18 protein-coding genes and 1 other RNA gene are annotated in these 20,396 nt (G+C 73.0%); 7 read left to right on the forward strand and 12 right to left on the reverse strand.

The features are described from left to right. The first annotated feature begins 58 nt into the window (after positions 1-58). Both GA0070610_RS22410 and mdlC read left to right on the forward strand, forming a co-directional pair. A complete protein-coding gene (locus tag GA0070610_RS22410; RefSeq protein ID WP_089001873.1) occupies positions 59-862 on the forward strand; it encodes an S-methyl-5'-thioadenosine phosphorylase in 804 nt (267 codons plus the stop codon). 57 nt (positions 863-919) lie between these two features. Next, complete coding sequence (mdlC, locus tag GA0070610_RS22415) at positions 920-2,515, forward strand: benzoylformate decarboxylase (protein ID WP_089001874.1); 1,596 nt, start codon at positions 920-922, stop codon at positions 2,513-2,515. Positions 2,516-2,647: 132 nt separating this feature from the next. Here the strand turns inward: mdlC and GA0070610_RS22420 are convergent, their stop codons facing one another. From GA0070610_RS22420 to pruA, 10 genes are all read right to left on the reverse strand, one after another. Continuing rightward, positions 2,648-3,610 (reverse strand): hypothetical protein, encoded by a 963-nt coding sequence (locus tag GA0070610_RS22420; protein WP_089001875.1) that lies wholly within the window; start codon positions 3,608-3,610, stop codon positions 2,648-2,650. Between the two features lie 40 nt (positions 3,611-3,650). Next, positions 3,651-4,106 carry a hypothetical protein gene (locus GA0070610_RS22425; RefSeq protein ID WP_089001876.1) on the reverse strand — a complete coding sequence of 152 codons (456 nt, stop codon included), beginning with the start codon at positions 4,104-4,106 and terminating at the stop codon, positions 3,651-3,653. A gap of 254 nt (positions 4,107-4,360) precedes the next feature. Next, positions 4,361-4,736, reverse strand: a transfer-messenger RNA (tmRNA) gene (ssrA, locus tag GA0070610_RS22430). A gap of 106 nt (positions 4,737-4,842) precedes the next feature. After that, on the reverse strand, positions 4,843-5,322 hold the full coding sequence (gene smpB / locus GA0070610_RS22435) for an SsrA-binding protein SmpB (protein ID WP_088979560.1): 480 nt from the start codon (positions 5,320-5,322) through the stop codon (positions 4,843-4,845). 135 nt (positions 5,323-5,457) lie between these two features. Continuing rightward, positions 5,458-6,333, reverse strand: a complete 876-nt coding sequence (gene ftsX, locus GA0070610_RS22440; RefSeq protein ID WP_089001877.1) for a permease-like cell division protein FtsX — start codon at positions 6,331-6,333, stop codon at positions 5,458-5,460. A 65-nt stretch (positions 6,334-6,398) separates the two neighbouring features. Beyond that, positions 6,399-7,079 carry a cell division ATP-binding protein FtsE gene (gene ftsE / locus GA0070610_RS22445; protein ID WP_089001878.1) on the reverse strand — a complete coding sequence of 227 codons (681 nt, stop codon included), beginning with the start codon at positions 7,077-7,079 and terminating at the stop codon, positions 6,399-6,401. A gap of 118 nt (positions 7,080-7,197) precedes the next feature. Next, a complete protein-coding gene (gene prfB / locus GA0070610_RS22450) occupies positions 7,198-8,319 on the reverse strand; it encodes a peptide chain release factor 2 (protein WP_089001879.1) in 1,122 nt (373 codons plus the stop codon). 195 nt (positions 8,320-8,514) lie between these two features. Further along, positions 8,515-9,030: a PadR family transcriptional regulator gene (locus GA0070610_RS22455; protein WP_089001880.1), complete on the reverse strand. Its 516-nt coding sequence runs from the start codon at positions 9,028-9,030 to the stop codon at positions 8,515-8,517. Positions 9,031-9,169: 139 nt separating this feature from the next. Further along, on the reverse strand, positions 9,170-9,973 hold the full coding sequence (locus GA0070610_RS22460; RefSeq protein WP_089001881.1) for a tryptophan 2,3-dioxygenase: 804 nt from the start codon (positions 9,971-9,973) through the stop codon (positions 9,170-9,172). A gap of 108 nt (positions 9,974-10,081) precedes the next feature. Next, entirely contained in the window at positions 10,082-11,710 is a 1,629-nt protein-coding gene (gene pruA, locus GA0070610_RS22465) for an L-glutamate gamma-semialdehyde dehydrogenase (protein ID WP_089001882.1), read from the reverse strand. A gap of 354 nt (positions 11,711-12,064) precedes the next feature. On the opposite strand from pruA, the gene GA0070610_RS22470 reads away from it, so the two are divergent. Further along, positions 12,065-13,177: a hypothetical protein gene (locus tag GA0070610_RS22470; RefSeq protein WP_089003667.1), complete on the forward strand. Its 1,113-nt coding sequence runs from the start codon at positions 12,065-12,067 to the stop codon at positions 13,175-13,177. Between the two features lie 88 nt (positions 13,178-13,265). Here the strand turns inward: GA0070610_RS22470 and GA0070610_RS22475 are convergent, their stop codons facing one another. After that, complete coding sequence (locus GA0070610_RS22475; RefSeq protein ID WP_089001883.1) at positions 13,266-13,775, reverse strand: DUF6912 family protein; 510 nt, start codon at positions 13,773-13,775, stop codon at positions 13,266-13,268. A 214-nt stretch (positions 13,776-13,989) separates the two neighbouring features. Here GA0070610_RS22475 and GA0070610_RS22480 point away from each other — a divergent pair, with 214 nt between their 5' ends. Further along, positions 13,990-14,217, forward strand: coding sequence for a helix-turn-helix domain-containing protein (locus GA0070610_RS22480; RefSeq protein WP_089001884.1), 228 nt, complete (start codon positions 13,990-13,992; stop codon positions 14,215-14,217). Positions 14,218-14,322: 105 nt separating this feature from the next. Further along, on the forward strand, positions 14,323-14,916 hold the full coding sequence (locus GA0070610_RS22485; RefSeq protein ID WP_089001885.1) for an Rv3235 family protein: 594 nt from the start codon (positions 14,323-14,325) through the stop codon (positions 14,914-14,916). Positions 14,917-15,029: 113 nt separating this feature from the next. On the opposite strand, the gene secA is transcribed toward GA0070610_RS22485, so the two are convergent. Next, complete coding sequence (secA, locus tag GA0070610_RS22490) at positions 15,030-17,951, reverse strand: preprotein translocase subunit SecA (protein WP_089001886.1); 2,922 nt, start codon at positions 17,949-17,951, stop codon at positions 15,030-15,032. 161 nt (positions 17,952-18,112) lie between these two features. Here secA and GA0070610_RS22495 point away from each other — a divergent pair, with 161 nt between their 5' ends. Together GA0070610_RS22495 and GA0070610_RS22500 are read left to right on the forward strand one after the other, a co-directional pair. Further along, on the forward strand, positions 18,113-19,276 hold the full coding sequence (locus GA0070610_RS22495) for a GNAT family N-acetyltransferase (protein WP_231925773.1): 1,164 nt from the start codon (positions 18,113-18,115) through the stop codon (positions 19,274-19,276). Further along, entirely contained in the window at positions 19,273-20,382 is a 1,110-nt protein-coding gene (locus GA0070610_RS22500) for a GNAT family N-acetyltransferase (RefSeq protein WP_089001888.1), read from the forward strand. The genes GA0070610_RS22495 and GA0070610_RS22500 overlap by 4 nt, the downstream gene beginning before the upstream one ends. The last annotated feature ends 14 nt before the right edge of the window (positions 20,383-20,396 follow it).

A 20,396-nucleotide genomic window follows, 5' to 3' on the forward strand; every position in this document is an offset into this window, starting at 1 on the left:
CCCGGGGCGGTGGCTAAGGTCTGACGGTCGGTTGATCGACAGACACGAGGGAGGACCGATGGGTCCCACGGCGGAACTCGCGGTGATCGGTGGTTCAGGGCTCTACGCGCTACTCGACGGCGCGACCGAGCATGTGGTGGAGACGCCCTACGGGCCGCCGTCCGACGCCGTCACGGTCGCCGAGGTGGGCGGGCGGCGGGTGGCGTTCCTGCCCCGCCACGGCCGCGACCACCGCCACCCGCCGCACCTGATCCCGTACCGGGCCAACCTCTGGGCGCTGCGCTCTCTCGGCGTACGCCAGGTGCTCGCCCCCTGCGCCGTGGGCGGCCTGCGGCCGGAGCTCGGGCCGGGCACGTTCGTGGTGCCCGACCAGCTGATCGACCGCACCAGCGGGCGGACGCAGACCTACTACGACCGGGGCGCGGTGCACGTCTCCTTCGCCGACCCGTACTGCCCGGCCGGGCGGCGTACGCTGCTGGCCGCCGCGGCCGGCCGGGACGTGCCGGCGGTCGACGGCGGGACGGTGGTGGTGGTCGAGGGCCCGCGCTTCTCCACCCGGGCCGAGTCCCGGTGGTACGCCTCGATCGGCGGCACGGTGGTCAACATGACCGGCCACCCGGAGGCGGTGCTCGCCCGCGAGCTGGCCCTCTGCTACTCCTCGATCGCCCTGGTGACCGACCTGGACGCGGGCGTCGAGGGCGGCGGCGCGGTGACGCAGGAGGAGGTGTTCCGGGTCTTCGGCGAGAACACGGACCGGCTGCGGGGCCTGCTGCTGGCGGCCGTCGCGGCGCTGCCGACCGAGCGGGACTGCGACTGCGGGCGCGCGCTGGACGGCATCGCCCTTCCCTTCGCGCTGCCCTGAGGCGCGAGGAGGCGAAAGGCCCGGACCGCCCGAGTCGTCCCGATAGATTGGGAGGCGATGGCTACGGTCCGCGACACCACGTACGACCTGCTCCGTGCCCTCGGCCTGACCACCGTCTTCGGCAACCCGGGCTCCACCGAGGAGCCGTTCCTGCGGGACTTCCCCGACGACTTCCACTACGTGCACGCCCTGCACGAGGCGTCGGCCGTCGGCATGGCGGACGGCTACGCGCAGGTCACCGGCCGGCCGGCGCACGTCAACCTGCACACCGCCCCCGGCACGGGCAACGGCATGGGCAACCTGGTCACCGCGTGGCACAACCGCACGCCGCTGATCGTCACCGCCGGCCAGCAGACCCGGGAGATGCTGCTGGCCGAGCCCCGGCTGACCAGCCGGCGGGCCACCGAACTGCCCCAGCCGTACGTCAAGTGGAGTCACGAGCCGGTGCGCGCGCAGGACGTCCCGGCGGCGCTGATGCGGGCGTACGCGACGGCCGTGCAGCCGCCCGCCGGGCCGGTCTTCCTCTCGCTGCCCCTCGACGACTGGGCGCAGCCGGCCGACCCACCGCCGGCGGTGCGGACGGTGGCCACCCGGTTCGCGCCCGACCCGCACCGGCTGCGCGATTTCGCCGACGTGCTGGCCGCCAGCCGCGCGCCCGTGCTGGTGCTCGGCGCGGCCGTCGACCGGGCCGACGGCTGGCCCGCCGCCGTGGCGCTGGCGGAGCGGCTGGCCGCGCCGGTCTGGTCGGCCCCCGCCCCGGAGCGGGCCGCCTTCCCCGAGGACCACGCGTCCTTCCGGGGGGTGCTCCCCTTCGCGATCGGGCCGCTGTCGCAGGCGCTGGACGGGCACGACACCGTGCTGGTGGTGGGGGCGCCGGTGTTCCGCTACTACCCGCACGTGCCGGGCGAGCACCTGCCCCCCGGGGCACGCCTGCTGCACGTCACCGACGACCCCGACGAGGCGGCCCGGGCCCCCGTGGGCGACAGCCTGCTCGGCGACGCCGGGCTGGCCCTGGCCGCCCTGGTCGACCTGCTCCCGGCGGCGGACCGGCCGGCGCCGCCCGCGCGCCCCGACCCGCCCCCGCCGGCCGACGGGCTGCCGCTGGAACCCGATGCCCTCTTCGCGGCCCTGGCCCGGCACTGGCCGGCCGACGGGATCCTGGTCCAGGAGTCGCCGTCCAACCTGCCGGCGCTGCGCCGCCGGCTGCGCGCCACCCGCCCCGGGTCGTACTTCACGATGGCCAGCGGTGGCCTCGGGTACGGCCTGCCGGCAGCGGTCGGTGTCGCGCTCGCGCAGCGCGACACCGGACGGGGACGGCCGGTGGTGGCGGTCATCGGGGACGGGTCGTTCCACTACTCGGTGCAGGCGCTCTGGACGGCCGCGCGGCTGCGTCTGCCGCTGGTCGTCGTGGTGCCGGTCAATCAGCAGTACGCCATCCTGAAGGCCTTCGCCGCGTTCAAGGACACACCCGGGGTGCCCGGGCTGGACCTGCCCGGGCTGGACCTCACCGCCATCGCCCGCGGCTACGGCTGCGCCGCCACCGTCGCGGAGACCCCGGAGCAGCTCGGCACGGCCCTGGCCGCCGGGCTGCGCGCGGACGGCCCGACGGTGCTGCCGGTGCCGGTCAGCACCGAGGTGCCCCGCCTCCTGTGAGCCGCCCGGTCCGCGCCGGGCGGCCCACTCCGTCAGCCCGCCGCGCGGTGCCGGTCTCGCCGGCCGGGGCCGGTGGCGTGACCGCCCTGTGCCGGCGGCTGCGCGAGCGCGGCAGGACCGGCACCCGGCGCGTCAGCTCGACGCGAGGCGCAGCGGCGCGCCGGTGAGCACGTCGAGGACCGGCCGGCCGCCCAGCGGCGCCTTCAGCGTGGCGGTGACCGGTTCGAGCTTCAGCATCGAGTTGCACACACCGGTGGCGGTGACCACGCTGCCGCCCACCACCACGACATCGTCGCGCTCCTGCACCAGCGGCGTGATACCGGTGTCGCAGCTGCCCACGCCGAGCCGCCAGGTCAGCTCGGCGCCGTCGACGGACTGGACGTCCTGGGCGCCGACCACGCCATGCGGGGCCGGGCCGGCCGGCGGGGCGGGCTCGGGCGGTGCGCTGACGGCCTGCGGCGCCACGGCGAGCCGGGCGACCGGCGCGGCGAGTTCCTCGACGGTGAACAGCCACGCCGGCACCTGCGCCTCGCCCCGGCTGGTGCGCACCGGCGCGGTGCCCAGCTTCACGGCGGTGACCGTGAGCGGGACGCAGGCGGTCTGCGGGGCGCTGCTCACCGGGCCGTCGGGGCCCGGCTCGATGGTGGGACCACCACCGGGGAGCTTCGGCCCGGGGTCCCGGGGACGGCCGTCGCACGGCGGCGGGTCGCCCTGGTCGAGCTGCCCGTACGCGGTGGCGGCGCTGACCAGCGGGACGCTCAACGTGCCGTCCGGGAACCGGATGGCGCCGTCGGCGGGCTTCGCGGTCGGCAGGTCGATCTGGTCGCGGTACCAGCCGCTGCGGAAGGCGACCCTGGTCTCGTCGGTGAAGCCCGGGTCGCCGACGAGCACCGTCGGGTCCTGCAACGGCACGTAACCGGACTTCCACGCGGGGAGCGGTCGCCACGCGTCGGCCACCTCGGTGGCCCGCTGGGCGAAGGCGTCCCGGCGCGGGTCGGCGGCGGGCGCGTCGACGGCGGGGTCGGAGCCGGCCGGCGCGCACCCGGCGACGATCATCAACAGCGGAAGGCCCAGCAGGGCGGCGGTACGGCGCATGTCGGTTGGACGCCGGCACGCGCACGCCGGTTCCCCGCGATCAGGTCTCCCCGCCGAGATCCGTCTCGTACGCCTCCCAGAGCAGGTCCGCGCCCCGCTGCCGGTGCCCGGCGAGGGCCCGCAGCAGGTACCCGGCCCGGCCGAGCAGGTCGTCGACCGAGGCGTCCGGCGCCTCCGCCGCGTGCTGGAGGGCGGCCAGCGCGGTGGTGATCATGACGTGCTCCCGGGCCAGCAGCCGTACGCCGCGTGCCAGCCGGGGCGCCTGGCCGAGCAGTTCGGCGTACAGGCCGGCGGGCCCCTCGGTGACCCGGACGTGCTCCGCGAAGCTCCGCCGCACGGGGCACAGCCCCACGAGGAGGCGTTCCCGCCAGCGCGGTTCGGCCGGCGCGGCGGCCAGGGCCCGGGCGAACGGATGCAGGTCCCCGAGCCCGGTGACGCCGGGCGGCCGGAGCCCTCCGGGAAGGGTGGGCGGCTGCTGGATCGGACCGGTGACCATGGGCACCTCCCGCGTCGCGTCTGACCGCGTACAGCGATGGTGGACCCGCCGCGCCGCCCTGTCCAGGGGCCAGCCCCGCCTCATCGGTCCCGCCCGCCCCACCTGTCCCCTGAGGCCCAGCAACCTCACCGCCCGGGACGGCGCGGCGGCCCCACGGCCCCAGGGCGGCCCGGCGGCCCCACGGCCCCGGACGGGCGGCCGGGGCCGGACACGACGATGCGCCCCGGTCGTGTGGACCGGGGCGCATCGTCTGGTGGTGGAGGTGCCGGGAATCGAACCCGGGTCCTTCGCCGGTTTGTCAGGGCTTCTCCGAGCGCAGCTCGCTATGCCTCTACTCGGCCCCACCGCTCACGCGAGCAAGTTGGTGTGACGGGCCCAGTCGCTGATTGATCTCGCCGCACGGACCCCGCGACCGGGTCCGATTGGCCAGCCTTCTAGCTGATGCCGGCAGACTGGGTCGAAGGCGCTCCCAGGCCGACAGACTCACTACTCGCCTCAGGCGGCGAGAGCGAAGTCAGCGCGATTGTTCTTGGCGCTTATTGGTTTCCGACGACCGATTCTCGAGACGACGTCGGCTTCCTCGGCTCGCTTCCCCTGTCGCTGCGTACGAAGTCGAAACCAGTCACCCCCTCGACAGGCCGCCCATGTGGCGGCACCGACAAGCGTAACGCCTACCGCAACGGGTTTCATCCCGAGCCCCGGGGGCCGGCGAGCCGACCGGGACGAATGCGACAGATCAGTCGTCCATTCCCTTGCCGCGCCGGCCCGCGACCCGGGCGATCTCCCGGTCCGCGTCCCGCTTGGCGAGGTCCTGGCGCTTGTCGTACGACTTCTTGCCCTTCGCCAGGGCGATCTCCACCTTCGCCCAGCCGTCGGAGAAGTAGACCTGCAACGGCACCATGGTCAGGCCGCCCTCGCGGGTCTTGCCGATCAGCCGGTCGATCTCCAGCCGCTTGAGCAGCAGCTTGCGGGTCCGCCGGGGCTCGTGGTTGGTCCACGTGCCCTGCGTGTATTCCGGGATGTGCATCCCGTGCAGGTAGAGCTCGCCGTTGCGCTCCTGCGCGAACGCGTCGACCAGTGACGCGCGCCCGGCCCGCAACGACTTGACCTCGGTGCCGGTCAACGCCATGCCCGCCTCGTAGGTGTCGAGGATCGCGTAGTCGTGCCGGGCCTTCTTGTTGGAGGCGACGACCTTGCGTCCCTTTTCCCGTGGCATCGGCGCCACCCCCTTTCCGGTGATCCGCGCCGGACGTCACCGGCCGCGGGGCGGAGATCATGCTACCCGAACGACAAGGACCCTCCCGCGCCGTTTATTCCTGGCACGGAAGGGTCCTCGTCGAGCCGTACGGCGTCAGACCCGCAGGTAGAAGCGGAGCGTGACCCAGGCGGTCACCGCGCTGACCAGGGCACCGACGCCGGCCATCAGCGGGAACATGAACAGGATGTCGCCCCAGCTCACCGGCGAGAGCAGACCCTGCAACGCCTGGAGCGACCCGTCGAACAGCAGGTACTTGGCCGCTATCAGGGCCACCAGGCCGAGCAGCGAGCCGACCAGACCGGCGACCACGGCCTCCAGCACGAACGGCGCCTGGATGAACCAGTTCGACGCGCCGACCAGCTTCATGACCGCGACCTCACGCCGCTTGCTGTACGCGGCCACCTGGATCGTGTTGGCGACCAGGAGCAGCGCGGCGACGGCCATCACGATGGCGGCGGCCAGGGCGATGTTCTGGATCGAGGTGAGGATGTCGAAGATCTTGTCCAGCAGCCGACTCTGGTCGACGATCTCGTCGACGCCCTCGGTGTCCTTGTACTGGTCGTAGATGCTCTTGTACTGCTCGGGATTGTTGAGCGTGAGCCGGAACGACTCGGGCAGGCTGTCGGCCTTCACGGCGCTGAGCAGGTCCGGAGCGTCCTGGAACATCTCCTGGAAGCGCTTGTACGCCTCGTCCTTGTTGACGTAGATGACCTCCTTGACCAGCGGGTCGCCCTTCAGCTTGGCGTCCAGCGCGTCACGCTGCTCGGGGCTCACCTCCTGGTCCAGGAAGATGGAGACCTGGATGTTCTTGTAGTACAGGTCCTTCATGTCGTCGACCTGGCGGTACATCAGACCGCTGGCGCCGAGCATGGTCAGCGAGACCGCCATCGTAATGATCATCGCGATGGTCATGGTCACGTTGCGCCACAGTCCGACCAGTACCTCGGACAGGACGTATTTCACGCGCATCGGGATTTCCTCCGGGTCTCCGGCATGAGGTGTTCGTCGTCAGGCTGCGCAGGGGTGGCGTCGGCTCAGCCGTAGACGCCGCGGGCCTGGTCGCGCACGATGCGGCCGCTCTCGATCTCGATGACCCGGCGGCGCATCTGGTTCACGATGTTGGAGTCGTGCGTGACCATCACGACGGTCGTGCCGGTGCGGTTGATCCGGTCCAGCAGGCGCATGATCTCGATCGAGGTGTCCGGGTCCAGGTTTCCGGTCGGCTCGTCCGCGAGCAGGATCAGCGGACGGTTCACGAACGCCCGGGCGACGGCGACCCGCTGCTGCTCACCACCGGAGAGCTCGTGCGGGTAGCGGTGCTCCTTGCCACCGAGCCCGACCAGCTCCAGAACCTCGGGCACGACCCGGCGGGCGACCGCCTTGGTCTTGCCGATCACCTCGAGGGCGAACGCCACGTTCTCGTACGCGGTGCGGTTCGGCAGCAGCCGGAAGTCCTGGAACACGCAGCCGATGGAACGCCGGAAGTGGGGTCGCTTCCAGGAACGCATCGACGTGACGTCCTTGCTGTTGACGACGACCCGCCCCTTGTTGGGCGAGACCTCGTGCAGCAGCAACTTGATGATGGTGGACTTGCCGGAGCCGGATGGACCGATGAAGAAGACGAACTCGCCCTTCTCGATCGAGACGGACACGTTGTCGAGCGAAGGCCGGGACGCCTTCGGGTACGTCTTCGTCACTTGCTCAAGCTGAATCACGGGTGGTGAGTCTACGCGGTGTAACCGGGGAGCCAAGCCCCACGCCCCGCCGTTGCGAGTCGCGTCATCCAATTCGGGCGTACCGGAGAGATCGACGACGCGCTCCGCCCACGGTCGATCACGCAGCGTCGCCGGCGAGCTGCTGCTGCTTGCGCCACCGGATGCCCGCCTCCAGGAACTTGTCCAGGTCGCCGTCGAAGACCGCGGTCGGGTTGCCCGTCTCCTGCTCGGTCCGCAGATCCTTCACCATCTGGTACGGGTGCAGGACGTACGAGCGCATCTGGTCGCCCCAGGAGCCGGCGGCGTCGGTCTTCAGGCCCTGGAGCTTGGCCTGCTCCTCCTGGCGCTTGCGCTCCAGCAGCCGGGCCTGGAGCACCCGCAGCGCGGAGGCCTTGTTCTGCAGCTGGGACTTCTCGTTCTGGCAGGTGACCACGATGCCGGTCGGGATGTGCGTGAGCCGCACGGCCGAGTCGGTGGTGTTGACGCTCTGCCCGCCCGGGCCGGAGGAGCGGTAGACGTCGACCCGCATCTCGTTCTCGGGGATCTCGATGCTGTCGGTCTGCTCGACCACCGGCAGCACCTCGACGCCGGCGAAGCTGGTCTGCCGGCGGCCCTGGTTGTCGAAGGGGCTGATCCGGACGAGCCGGTGGGTGCCCGACTCGACGCTGAGCGTGCCGTACGCGTAGGGCACCTTGACCGTGAAGGTGGCCGACTTCAGGCCCGCCTCCTCGGCGTAGGAGGTCTCGTAGACCTCCGTCGGGTAGCCGTGCCGCTCGGCCCAGCGCAGGTACATCCGCAGCAGCATCTCGGCGAAGTCCGCCGCGTCCACGCCGCCGGCGCCGGCCCGGATGGCGACGAGGGCCTCCCGGGAGTCGTACTCGCCAGAGAGCAGGGTGCGGACCTCCATCTCCTCGATGGCCTTGCCCAGCGAGGCGATCTCCGCCTCGACCTCGGTGAGCACCCCCGGGTCGGACTCCGCCTCGGCCAGTTCCAGCAGCACCTTGGCGTCGTCGAGCCCGGAACGGAGGCTGCCGAGCTTGCTGATCTCGCCGTTGACGTACGACAACTGGGAGGTCACCTGCTGGGCCTTCGCCTGGTCGTCCCACAGGTCGGGCGCGGAGGCCTCCTGCTCCAGGCGGTCCTTGTCCGCGCGCAGCCGGTCGATGTCGAGCACCGCCTCGATGTTGCGCAGGGTGGCGTCGAGGTCCTTGAGCTGTTCGGCGTAATCGGCAGCGGTCACGACAGACAAGGGTACTGCTCGTGGGAGGAGTGAGCTTGCGAGCCCCGCAGTCACGAGCCAAAAAGGTGCCGCTCGGGCGAGGAGTGAACCTACGAGACCCCGCAGTCACGAGCCAAAAAGGTGCCGCTCGGGCGAGGAGTGAACCTACGAGACCCCGCAGTCACGAGCCAGAAAGGTGCCGTCGGGCGGGGGCGGTCAGCCGACCGGGGCGCTCTTCAGCCAGGACAGGGCGGCCTTGTGGTAGGCGACGGCGAACTCCAGCGCGCTGGCGTCGTACGCGTCGCCCTCCTTCTTGGCGTTCTTGACCTGCTCCCGGACCTTGGCCAGGGCCTCGGTGTGGTATTCGTTGGCCGCCGCCTGGAGGTTCTTGAGCTGGCTGGCCGAGTGCAGCTCACCGAATGCGATCCGCAGTGCGATCGGGTTGCGGATGGTGTCCCGCCCCGGCTCCTCGGCCAGCCAGCGGGAGAATGTCCGTTTTCCCGCTGCGGTGATCGCATACGGTTGGCTGGAGCGCGGGCCGGGCTTGCCCATCCGGACCAGGCCCCGCTCGGCCAGCACCGGCAGCTCCCGGTAGACCTGGCTACGCGTCATCGACCAGTACGGCGCCAGCCGGCGCTCGGCGGCGGCCATCAACTGGCCACCTGTCATGGGGCCCTCGTGGAGCAGCCCGAGCAGGGCCGCCGCCGTGGGGTTGACTCCGGAATCCGCCATGCCCCTCACGCTGCCACTTTGCCGACCCCGCGTCCAGGATTTGGCATTTTCGCCACCCGGTCGGGTTCCTATGTGCACTGTCGGCGCGAGACAGTCCGTCGGGGAGGCGAGCGGACGGTCCCCCGGGGAGCCCCGGGGGTCACAGTCGGCTACGCAGCTCCCACAGCTCCGGGTAGAACCGGGTCTCCACGCGCGAGCGCAGGTACGCCCCGCCCGCCGAGCCCCCGGTGCCGGGCTTCGTGCCGATCTGCCGCTCGGCCATCAGCACGTGCCGGGCCCGCCACAGCGAGAACGCCTGGTCGTGGGCGACCAGCGCCTCCGCGAGGTCCCACAGCGGCCCGAACCGCTCCCGGTCCCCCGCGATGGTGGCGTACGCGGCGAAGCGCGACTCCTCCTCGGCGACGTCGAAGCCGGCCCTGCCGAGCACGGCCAGGAAGCCGTCCCAGAGGCTCGGCTCGGCCAGCCGCCGCTCCAGGCGCTCCCGCTCGGCCTCGGGCAGGCCCCGGAAACGGCGCAGGTAGTCCGGGTCCTTCAGGCCGGAGAGGAACTCGATCTCCCGGAACTGGGCGGACTGGAAGCCCGAGGCCGGGGCGAGCTTGGTGCGGAAGGCCAGGAAGTCCTGCGGGGTCATCGTGTCGATCACGTCGACCTGACCGATCAGGACCCGCTCCACCACGTGGCAACGCTCCAGCCGCACCCGGGGCAGGTAGGTCTCGCCGGCGAGCAGCCGGTCCCGGGCGTCGGTCAGCTCCGCGAGCAGCAGCTTGAACCACAGCTCGTAGACCTGGTGGATGGTGATGAAGAGCAGCTCGTCGTGGGAAGCCGGGTCGGACTCCGGCACCTGGGCGGCCAGCAGGTCGGCCAGCCGGAGGTAGTCGGTGTAGGTGAGCAGGCCACCCTGCTCGCCGAAGTGGGGATCCTGCGCGGGGGTGGGGTGGGTCACAGCGGCCACGGTACCGCCGTACGGCTGCCCCCGCCTCTCCCCGGTAGGGGTGCGGGGAAGGGCCCCCTCCCGTGCGCTCGACGACGGGAGAGGGCCCTTCGGCACGCCTCAGCCCATGTGGGGGTAGGTGTGGTCGGTCGGCGCGACGAAGGTCTCCTTGATCGTGCGGGGCGACATCCACCGGACCAGGTTGTGCCAGGAGCCGGCCTTGTCGTTGGTGCCGCTGGCGCGGGCGCCACCGAAGGGCTGCTGCCCGACCACCGCGCCGGTCGGCTTGTCGTTGATGTAGAAGTTGCCGGCGGCGTACCGCATCTTCTCGGCCACCGCGTCGACCACCCGGCGGTCCGTCGCGAAGATCGACCCGGTCAGGGCGTACGGCGCGATCGACTCGGCCTGGGTGACCACGTCGTCGAAGCGGCCGTCGTCGAAGACGTGCACGCCGAGGATCGGCCCGAAGTACTCGGTGGTGAAGGTCTCGTGGGCCGCGTCGGTGCACTCGAAGAGCGTCGGCCGCACGAACCAGCCCACCGAGTCGTCGGCGGTGCCGCCGGCGAGGACCCGGCAGGCGTCGTCGCCGCCGATCAGCTCCAGCGCGGCCGTGTGCCGGTCGAACGCCCTGGCGTCGATCACCGCGCCGCCGAAGTTGCCGAAGTCGGTGACGTCGCCGTAGGTGAGGGACTCCGCGGTGGCGGCCAGCCGGTCGCGCAGCCCGCCCTCCCACAGGGAACGCGGAACGTACGCCCGGGAAGCCGCCGAGCACTTCTGGCCCTGGTATTCGAAGGCACCGCGGATCAGGGCGGTGTGCAGGGCGTCGACGTCCGCGCTGGTGTGCGCGACGACGAAGTCCTTGCCGCCGGTCTCGCCGACCAGCCGGGGGTAGCCGCGGTAGCGGGAGATGTTCTCGCCGACGGTCCGCCACAGGTGCTGGAAGACCTTCGTGGAGCCCGTGAAGTGGATGCCGGCCAGGTCGGCGTCGGCGAGCACCACGTCGGAGACCTCCTCGCCGCGCCCGGTGACCATGTTGATCACGCCGGGGGGCAGGCCGGCCGCCTCGAACAGCCGCATGGTGAAGTGCGCGGCGAACTGCTGGGTCGGGCCCGGCTTCCAGACCACGGTGTTGCCCAGCAGGGCCGGCGCCGAGGGCAGGTTGCCGGCGATGGCGGTGAAGTTGAACGGGGTGACCGCGTAGACGAAGCCCTCCAGCGGGCGGTGGTCGAAGCGGTTCCACACCCCCGGCGACGACATCGGCTGCGCCTCGAGCAGCTCCCGGGCGAAGTGCACGTTGAACCGGAGGAAGTCGATGAACTCGCAGGCGGCGTCGATCTCGGCCTGGATCGCCGTCTTCGACTGGCCGAGCATGGTGGCCGCGTTCAGCGTGTCCCGCCACGGGCCGGCGAGCAGCTCGGCGGCGCGCAGGAAGATCGCGGCCCGCTCCTCGAACGGCAGGGCCCGCCACATCGGGGCGGCGTCCTTGGCCGCCTTCACGGCGGCGCGGGCGTCGTCGTGGGTGGCGTGGGCGGTGACGCCGAGCACGTGCGCGTGCTTGTGCGGCTGCACCACGTCGATCGACTCGCCGCCGGCCATCCGCTGCTCGCCGGCGATGGTCATCGGCAGGTCGATCCGCTCGGCGGCCAGTTCGGTCAGCCGCCGCTGGAGCCGTTCCCGGTCGGTGCTGCCCGGCTCGTAGTTGCGCACCGGCTCGTTGCGGGGCTCGGGTACGGAGAACACGGCGTCCATCAAGGCTCCTGGCGATCTCGGCAGCGGTGGCGAAACCGGACCCGCGGGCACCGGCCGGACGACCGGCGCCGACGCCGCGCCGGGTTCACCGGTCGCGACAGCGGGGCCTTTCCCGATTCTTCCACGCCCCGCCCTCACCGCCGTCCCACCCGTGGCCGTCGCCACCGCGGCGCCGCCCCGCGCCCGGCTTCGTCGATCGAAGGCTCCTCCGCCGGGGCCGGCGGGCTCATCGACTCCGGCCCCGGGTCGGCGGCGGGAGGGCGGGCACGGGGGCCCGGGGGTCGTGGACGCGTACGCTGGGTGGCCGGTGAACTGCCGGCCCACCGGGGCCGGGCGTCCGTCGGAGGGAACACGATGACCAAGCAGCCCGGCAGCTCCGCAGCCGCGGAGTCGGACCGGTCGGCGTCGGCCGCCGACGCCGCCACGACGGACGCCGTCGGGGACGCCGCCACCGAAGCGCAGGACGCCACCGGCGCCGGACCGGTGGACACGACCGACGCCCCCGGCGCCGGGCCCTCCGCCGACCCGCGGGACGGGACGGCCGGGGCGCTCGCGCCCGGGGCCCCGGTGCTCGCCCTGCTGGCCCTCGGGTGGCTCGCCGCGATGCTCTTCTCGACCCGCGAGGTGATCAGCTCGGCGGCAGCCGGGCTCACCGCCATCAGCCTCTCCGCGTTCGCCCTGCCGGGGGTGATCTCGGCCGCGCTGGTCGCGGGCGCCAGCTTCGCCCTCTTCGGCGTGGACCTGCTCGCCCGCCGGGGCACCGACCGGGCCACCCTGCGCTTCCTGGCGGCCATCGGCACCGGCCTGCTCGTCGGGCTCGCCGCCGCGTTCGCGATCAACCTGACGTACGCCGACAACGCGACCACCAACGTGATCGCCGCCACCACCGCCGCCGCCGCGACCATCGGCGGAGCCGTCGCCGGCGCCCGCAGCGGGTCCGTGGTCGGGGCCGTGGTGGCCGCCGCCCTCGGCACGCTGATCTTCGTGGTGGCCTTCAGCCAGGCCCGCGACCCGCTCTTCGACCTGTTCGGCAGCGGCGACGGCCAGGAGTCGCTGCTGAGCGCGGCCAAGTGGGTCTCGCGCACCGAGTCCCTGCTCGCCGGCCTGGTGGCCGGGCTGCTGGCCTTCGGATACCTGACCCTGGCCCGCCGTCGGGCCGCCCGGCTCGACGCGGCGGCGCCCACGCCCCGCTGGCCCGCCTACCTGCTGGCCGGGGCCGGCCCGGGCCTGCTCCTGCTCGTGGCCGAGGTGATCATCCGGGTCGGCGGGCGGTCCCTGCTCGACCTGGCCGGTGCGCTGAGCGAGGCGGACGCGGTGGCCCAGACCTCGCTGGGCACCTCCCGGATCGACAACGCGATCTGGGTGCTCTTCGTCGGCGCCCTGACCGCGATGATCGCCTTCGGCCGCACCCTGGGGCCGGCCCACGCCGACGACGACGAGCCGGCCGAGGCCGCGCCTACCCGCTGACCCGGGCACCCGCCACGCCGCTGGCGGCGGTCGGCGCCCCGTCGGTGCGGGCGGCGGTCGGCGCCCGCACGGTGCGGGCGGCGGTCGGTCAGGAGGCGGCGCGCAGCAGCAGGTCCAGCTCGGTGACGTCGTACCACTCCAGCTCGTGGTCCTCGGCACCGTCGACCGTGAACTGCGCGTCCGCGTCGCCGGCCAGGGCCTCGGTGACCACCTCCGTCGCGGCGGTGACGTCCTCGACCGCGTCGACGCCGTCCACGTGGACGGCCGCGACGGCGCCGACCGGCACGGGGTCGCCCAGCTCGACCGCGCTGGAGCCCAGCTCCCCGTCGCCCCGGGCCACCGCCGAGGCGGGCAGGTCCACCGAGACGACCACCCGGCGGCGGGGCGCGTCCGGGTCGGCCCGCAGCAGCTGCAACGCGTCCTGGGCGGCCCGCGTGAAGGCGACGTACTCCAGCTCCTCCTCGTCGCCCTCGGCGTACCACTCGCGCAGCGTGGGGGTCACCGCGTGCGCGGCGGCCACCGGCAGCCCGGGGCCGCGCAGGAGGGTCAGCATCGGAACGGTCGCCGGCACGTACACCCGGACAAGCTGCTCGGTCACCGGTCGTCTCCCCGCTCAGGTTCCGCGCCGGCCTCCGCCGGTCCCGGCCGATCATGCCCTATCCCGTGACCGTCATACACCGCGACCTGTGCGGGCGGAAGCGCACCGCCGGTGTGTCCCGGGAAGGCGTCGCCGCAGGTCGCGACCCGTCGGCTGGGCCACGTCGGTGGTCGGTGGCAAACTGAACCAAACGACGCCAACCCCGGGGGTTCTCGTGGAGCCGAGGTTCCTGCTGCTCTCCGACGTGGCCACCGAGCTGAACGTGTCGGACTCGCAGGTCTACCACATGGTGCGCAGCGGCGAGCTGCCCGCGATCAAGATCGGCGGGCGCGGCCAGTGGCGCGTGGAGCGCGCCCGGCTGGAGGAGTACATCGAGCGCAAGTACGCCGAGACGGCCGAGTGGGTGCGGAGCAACCCGCTGACCGAACGCGACCCGGAGTAACCGGGCCGATCCGAAGGGCATTGACCGCAGGCTCTGCCATGCCCGAGAATGGAGCCCGTCGAAGGCAAACGAAAGCAAACGTAGGAATCATGGGAGGACCCCCGGATGACCGACCCCCGCCGTCCCGGGCCGGCGCGGCCTCCCGTCCGGCTGCGCCCCGCCCCCTCGTTCGAGCCGCCGTTCACCGACGACGACGCCGCCCACTGGCCGGCCCCGGGCCACGCCCAGCTCGTGCTCGACCTGTTCGAGCCGGCCCGACGCGAGGCCGACCGGCCGCTCGGCCGCCGGCAGCGACCCGCGCCGACCGGCCCCGGCCGGCGCACCGCCCCGCTGCCGCTCGACGCGCTCGTGACCGCCACCCCCGAGGCGACCCGGGCCGCGCACCGCTTCGTCAGCACCTGCCTAGAGGTGATCAACGGATACCGCCCGCCCGGGCAGCTCAGGCCGCTGCTCGACCCGTCCCGGGCCGCCGGGCTGCTGCCCGAGCTGGCCCGCGCCACCGCCCGCTCCGGTCCGGTCCGCCGCCGGTCGACCCGGCCGGCCGTACGCCTGCGTCGGCTGCGGGTCTGCGAGCCGCGCGCCGCCGCCGTCGAGGTCGCCGCGGTCCTCGCCGGCGCGGGCGGGCGCACCTGGGCGATGGCGCTGCGCCTGGAGCACCGCCGAGGCAGCTGGCTCTGCACGGCCCTACAGGTGCTCTGAGCTACCGGGCTTCGGCCACGGCGCCCGGACGTTCGCCGAGACGGAAGCGAGCCGTGGTCCACGAGGACCACGGCTCGACTGCTCCGGCGGGCGCGGGCCCGCTCAACTGCTTGTCACGCGCCGCCGTTGGGGGAGCCGTGGCAGCGCTTGTACTTCCGGCCGGACCCGCACGGGCACGGCGCGTTGCGGGACGGGCCGTTGCCGCCCTCCGCCTGCCCCGTCGCCACCCGCCGGCTGCTGGCCGCCGGGACGCCCGGGCCGCGCAGGCCGGACGCCGGACGCTGCGGCGCCGCCGGGGCGGTCGTCCCCGGCGCGGCCGGGGCCGCCGGGGCCGGGCCACCGACGCCCAGCGCCGGCGCCTGTTGCTCGGCACGCTCGACGGCCACCGCGCCGGCACCGGCCTCGCCGTCGATGGTCGGCGCGGAGTATTGCAGGCCCTGCTGCTGCGGCGCCCGGCCCAGGCCCTTGGCCCGGATCTCGACCGGCTTGTCGAGCAGCTGGACCTCCTCCGCCTCGGGCTCCGGCTCGTTGACCTGCACCTCGAGGTTGTAGAGGAAGCCGACCGTCTCCTCCTTGATGCCGTCCATCATCGTCGCGAACATGTCGAAGCCCTCGCGCTGGTATTCCACCACCGGGTCGCGCTGGGCGTACGCCCGCAGGCTGATGCCCTCCTGGAGGTAGTCCATCTCGTAGAGGTGCTCGCGCCACTTGCGGTCGATGACCTGGAGCAGGACCATCCGCTCCAACTGGCGGGTGCCCTCCTCGCCGAGCTGCTCCTCGCGCCGGTCGTACGCGGCGTGCGCGTCGTCCCTGAGTCGGGAGAGCAGGAAGTCGGCGTCCATGCCGGCCCGGGAGCCGCCGGCCTCCTCCTCCAACTCGTCGATCGTCACGCCCACCGGGTAGAGCTGCTTGAGGCTGGCCCAGAGCTGCTCCAGGTCCCAGTCCTCGCCGTAGCCGTCGGCGGTGGCCCCCTGCACGTACGCGCCGACGACGTCGTCGATCATGTTGCGGACCTGGTCGGAGAGGTCCTCGCCGTTGAGCACCCGCAGCCGCTCGGCGTAGATCACCTGGCGCTGCTTGTTCATGACCTCGTCGTACTTGAGGACGTTCTTGCGGATCTCGGCGTTCTGGCCCTCGATCTGGGCCTGCGCGCTCTTGATCTGCTTGGTGACCATCTTCGACTCGATGGGCACGTCCTCCGGGATGTTGAAGCGCTCCATGACCGCCTCGACGGCGCCGGAGCGGAAGCGCTTCATCAGCTCGTCCTGGAGGGAGAGGTAGAAGCGGGACTCGCCCGGGTCACCCTGCCGGCCCGACCGACCGCGCAGCTGGTTGTCGATGCGGCGGGACTCGTGCCGCTCGGTGCCCAGCACGTAGAGGCCACCGGCGGCGGCGACCTCCTCCGCCTCGGCGTCGCAGGCCTGCTTCCACTGGGGCAGGACCTCCTCCATCGCCTTGGCGTACTCCTCCTCGTGCTCCAACGGGTCGAGGCCCCGCTGGCGCAGCTCGTTGGCGGCGAGGAACTCGGCGTTGCCGCCGAGCAGGATGTCGGTGCCACGACCGGCCATGTTGGTGGCGACGGTGACGGCGCCCTTGCGGCCGGCCTGGGCGACGATCTCGGCCTCACGGGCGTGGAACTTGGCGTTCAGCACGGAGTGCGGGATGCCGCGCCGGCGCAGGAGCTGGGAGATGATCTCGGAATTCTCGACCGAGACCGTGCCCACGAGCACCGGCTGACCCATCGCGTGCCGCTCGGCGATGTCCTCCACCACGGCGTTGAACTTGGCCTTCTCGGTCTTGTAGATGACGTCCGGCCGGTCCTGGCGGACCATCGGCCGGTGCGTCGGGATCGTCACCACACCGACCTTGTAGACCTTGTTGAACTCGCCCGCCTCGGTCTGGGCGGTGCCGGTCATGCCGGAGAGCTTCTCGTAGAGGCGGAAGTAGTTCTGGAGGGTGATGGTGGCCAGGGTCTGGTTCTCCTGCTTGATCTCCACCCCCTCCTTGGCCTCGATCGCCTGGTGCATGCCCTCGTTGTAGCGACGGCCGTGCAGGATGCGCCCGGTGAACTCGTCGACGATCAGGACCTCGCCGTCGCTGACGATGTAGTCCTTGTCGCGCTTGTAGAGCTCCTTGGCCTTGATGGCGTTGTTGAGGTAGCCCACCAGCGGGGTGTTGACCGACTCGTAGAGGTTGTCGATGCCCAGCCGGTCCTCGACCTTGGCCACGCCGCGCTCGGTGACCGCGATGGTGCGCTTGGAGTGGTCGACCTCGTAGTCGCCCTCGCCGTCCTTGCCGGGCTGGAGCCGGGCCACCACGCCCGCGAACTCCGAGTACCAGCGGGCGGAGTGCTCGGCCGGGCCGGAGATGATCAGCGGGGTGCGGGCCTCGTCGATCAGGATCGAGTCGACCTCGTCGACCACCGCGAAGTTGTGGCCGCGCTGGACCAGCTCCTCCTTCGACCACGCCATGTTGTCGCGCAGGTAGTCGAAGCCGAACTCGTTGTTGGTGCCGTACGTGATGTCGCACTCGTAGGCGGCCCGGTGCTCGGTGGCCGGCCGGTTGGGCAGCACCACGCCGACGGTGAGGCCGAGGAACTCGTGCACCCGCCCCATCCAGGCGGCGTCACGCTGGGCCAGGTAGTCGTTGACCGTGATGACGTGCACGCCCTCGCCGGAGAGCGCGTTGAGGTAGACCGGCATGACCGAGGTCAGGGTCTTGCCCTCACCGGTCTTCATCTCGGCGATGTTGCCGAAGTGCAGCGCCGCGCCGCCCATGACCTGGACGTCGTAGGGCCGCTGGCCGAGCACCCGGGCGGCCGCCTCGCGGCAGACCGCGAACGCCTCCGGCAGCAGGTCGTCGAGGGTCTCGCCGTCGGCGAGCCGCTCCTTGAACTGGTCGGTCATGCCGCGCAACTCGTCGTCGGTGAGGTTGACGTAGTCGTCCTCGATCGAGTTGACGGCGGCGGCGATGGCCTTGAGCCGGCGCACCATACGGCCCTCGCCCGCGCGGAGGACCTTTTCCAGAATCGACACGGATCAACGCTCCCCTAGACAGTCTCGAACCATCGTAGGCGCTCCATCGGCGCGATGGTCACTGGTGGCGGCCCTCCGAGTCGGCGAAACCGACATAATATGCCCGGCACGCGCACGCGCCGCCGAAATCCGGTTACGCCGTCCGCGAACGGTCCGGCACGATGGCTCGGGTGGAACCTGTGGAGATCACCGAGGACGGCCTGTTGCTGCGACCCTGGCGGGCGACCGACGCCGACGCGGTGCACCGGGCGTGCCAGGACCCGGACATCCAGCGCTGGACCACCGTACCTCGCCCGTACCTGCCCGAACACGCACACAGGTTCGTGACCGAGGTCGCCACGGCGGACTGGGCGACGGGCACCGGGGCGCCCTTCGCGGTCTGCGACGCCGCCACCGGCGAGCTGCTCGCCTCCTGCGGGCTCGTCTCGATCGACACCGGCCTGCGCTCCGGCGAGATCGGCTACTGGACCGCGCCCTGGGCCCGGGGCACCGGCGTGGCCGTCCGGGCCAGCCGGGCCGTCGCCCGCTGGGCGTTCGACGCGCTGAAGCTACGCCGGCTGATCTGGCAGGCCGAGGTGGGCAACCACGCCTCCCGCCTGGTCGCGCTCCGGGCGGGCTTCCGCGTCGAGGGCCGGCTGCGCCTCGCCGACCCCGCCCCCGACGGCAGCCCCGCGGGCTGGATCGGCTCACTGCTCCCCGGGGAGGTGCCCGCACCCGGCGAGACCGGTCCCGCCGGCCCGGGCACCCTGGAGGCCCGCCGCGCCGCCGTCTTCGGCGCACCCCAGCCCGTCCTCTTCGCCACCGCCGGCGGCACCGAGCTGCGGCTGCGCCCGATGGAGGAGCGCGACCTGGACGCGATCGTCGACACCTGCCGGGACCCGCAGACCATCCGGTGGACCAGCGTGCCCGATCCCTACGAGCGGACGGACGCCGAGTCGTACCTGGCCTACACGCGCAGCACCTGGGCCGGCGGCAGCAGCGCCTGCTTCGTGGTCGCCGACGCCGACGACCGGTACGTGGGCACGATCGACCTTCGGCTCTCCGGCACCGACCCGCTGCTGGCCGACGTGGGCTTCATGGCCGACCCCCGGGCCCGGGGCCGCGGCCACCTGCCGGCCGCGCTGACCGCGCTCAGCGCCTGGGGCTTCGCCACGCTGGGCCTGGCCCGCATCGAGTGGCGGGCCAACGTCGGCAACACCGCCTCCCGCCGGGCCGCCGAGAAGGCCGGCTTCACGGTCGAGGGCATCGCCCGGGGCGGGCTCACCCACCGCGACCAGCGGGTGGACGTCTGGGTCGGCGCGCTGCTGGCCGGGGACCTGGCATGACACCGGAGGTGATCGAGGCCGACGGGGTGCGGCTGCGGCAGTTCCGCCCCGCCGACACCGCCGACCTCGCCGCCGGCTGCGGCGACCCGGTCAACCTGCGATTCAACCCCGGCATGCCGCAGCCGTACACCGAGGCCGACGCCCGGTGGTGGATCACCGAGGGCGCCCCGGCCGCCTGGGCCACCGGCGGGGCCGCGTACGCCATCGTCGATCCGGCCACCGACCGCCTGGTCGGCGGCGCGGGCATCGGCCAGGTCGTGACGCCGCGCCGGCAGGCGGAGGTGGGCTACTGGGTCGCGCCGTGGGCGCGGCGGCGCGGGATCGCCACCGCCGCGACCCGGGCCCTGGCCGACGCCGCGCTGCGCCACGGCGTCGACCGGCTGGAGCTGCTGACCCACGCCGAGAATCCGGCCAGCCAGCGGGTGGCGCTCGCCGCCGGCTTCCGCCACGAGGGCGTACGCCGGGCGGCCGGCCAACTGCGCGGCGGCGGCCGGACGGACCTGCTGGTGTGGGTACGGCTCACCGACGACCCGCCCGGCCCGGCGCCCCGGGCGCTGCCCGACCTGCCCGAGGGCCGACTCACCGACGGAGTGGTGACCCTGCGCAGGCTCGGCCCGGACGACGCCGACCTGATGTACCGGCTGCACTCACGGCCGGAGGTGGTGGCGAACCAGGCCCCGCCGGTGCCACCGACCCGGGCGGCCATCGAGCGGCGCTGCCGGACGGCCGAGAGCGCGTGGTTCACCGGCGCCATCGCCCGGCTGCTGATCCTCGACGTGGTCACCAGCGAGCCGGCGGGCAGCTGTGGGCTCAGCATCTCCGACCCGGCGGCCGGCGAGGGATCGATCGGCTACGCGCTCCTGCCCGAGCGGCGCGGACGCGGGCTGGCGACCCGGGCGGTGCGGCTCCTGGCCGGCTGGGCGTTCGGCCCGGCGGGGCTCGCCCGGCTGGTGGCCGGCACCGTGCCCGACAACACCGCCTCGCACGGGGTGCTCAAGCGGGTGGGATTCCGCCGGGAGGGCCTGCTGCGCGGGCGCCTGCCCGGACCGTCCGGCACCCGCCTCGACGACCTGGTGTTCGGGCTGCTCCCCGACGATCTGCGCTGACCGCTACGGCCGGG

It is taken from the genome of Micromonospora echinofusca, from assembly GCF_900091445.1.
In the GTDB taxonomy this organism is placed as follows: domain Bacteria; phylum Actinomycetota; class Actinomycetes; order Mycobacteriales; family Micromonosporaceae; genus Micromonospora; species Micromonospora echinofusca.

Coding starts and splice junctions, on each gene's coding strand:
- GA0070610_RS22410 (WP_089001873.1), top strand. CDS start 59: ATGGGTCCCACGGCGGAACTCGCGGTGATCGGTGGTTCAGGGCTCTAC.
- mdlC (WP_089001874.1), top strand. CDS start 920: ATGGCTACGGTCCGCGACACCACGTACGACCTGCTCCGTGCCCTCGGC.
- GA0070610_RS22420 (WP_089001875.1), bottom strand. CDS start 3,610: ATGCGCCGTACCGCCGCCCTGCTGGGCCTTCCGCTGTTGATGATCGTC.
- GA0070610_RS22425 (WP_089001876.1), bottom strand. CDS start 4,106: ATGGTCACCGGTCCGATCCAGCAGCCGCCCACCCTTCCCGGAGGGCTC.
- smpB (WP_088979560.1), bottom strand. CDS start 5,322: ATGCCACGGGAAAAGGGACGCAAGGTCGTCGCCTCCAACAAGAAGGCC.
- ftsX (WP_089001877.1), bottom strand. CDS start 6,333: ATGCGCGTGAAATACGTCCTGTCCGAGGTACTGGTCGGACTGTGGCGC.
- GA0070610_RS22455 (WP_089001880.1), bottom strand. CDS start 9,030: ATGGCGGATTCCGGAGTCAACCCCACGGCGGCGGCCCTGCTCGGGCTG.
- pruA (WP_089001882.1), bottom strand. CDS start 11,710: ATGGACGCCGTGTTCTCCGTACCCGAGCCCCGCAACGAGCCGGTGCGC.
- GA0070610_RS22470 (WP_089003667.1), top strand. CDS start 12,065: ATGACCAAGCAGCCCGGCAGCTCCGCAGCCGCGGAGTCGGACCGGTCG.
- GA0070610_RS22485 (WP_089001885.1), top strand. CDS start 14,323: ATGACCGACCCCCGCCGTCCCGGGCCGGCGCGGCCTCCCGTCCGGCTG.
- GA0070610_RS22495 (WP_231925773.1), top strand. CDS start 18,113: ATGGCTCGGGTGGAACCTGTGGAGATCACCGAGGACGGCCTGTTGCTG.
- GA0070610_RS22500 (WP_089001888.1), top strand. CDS start 19,273: ATGACACCGGAGGTGATCGAGGCCGACGGGGTGCGGCTGCGGCAGTTC.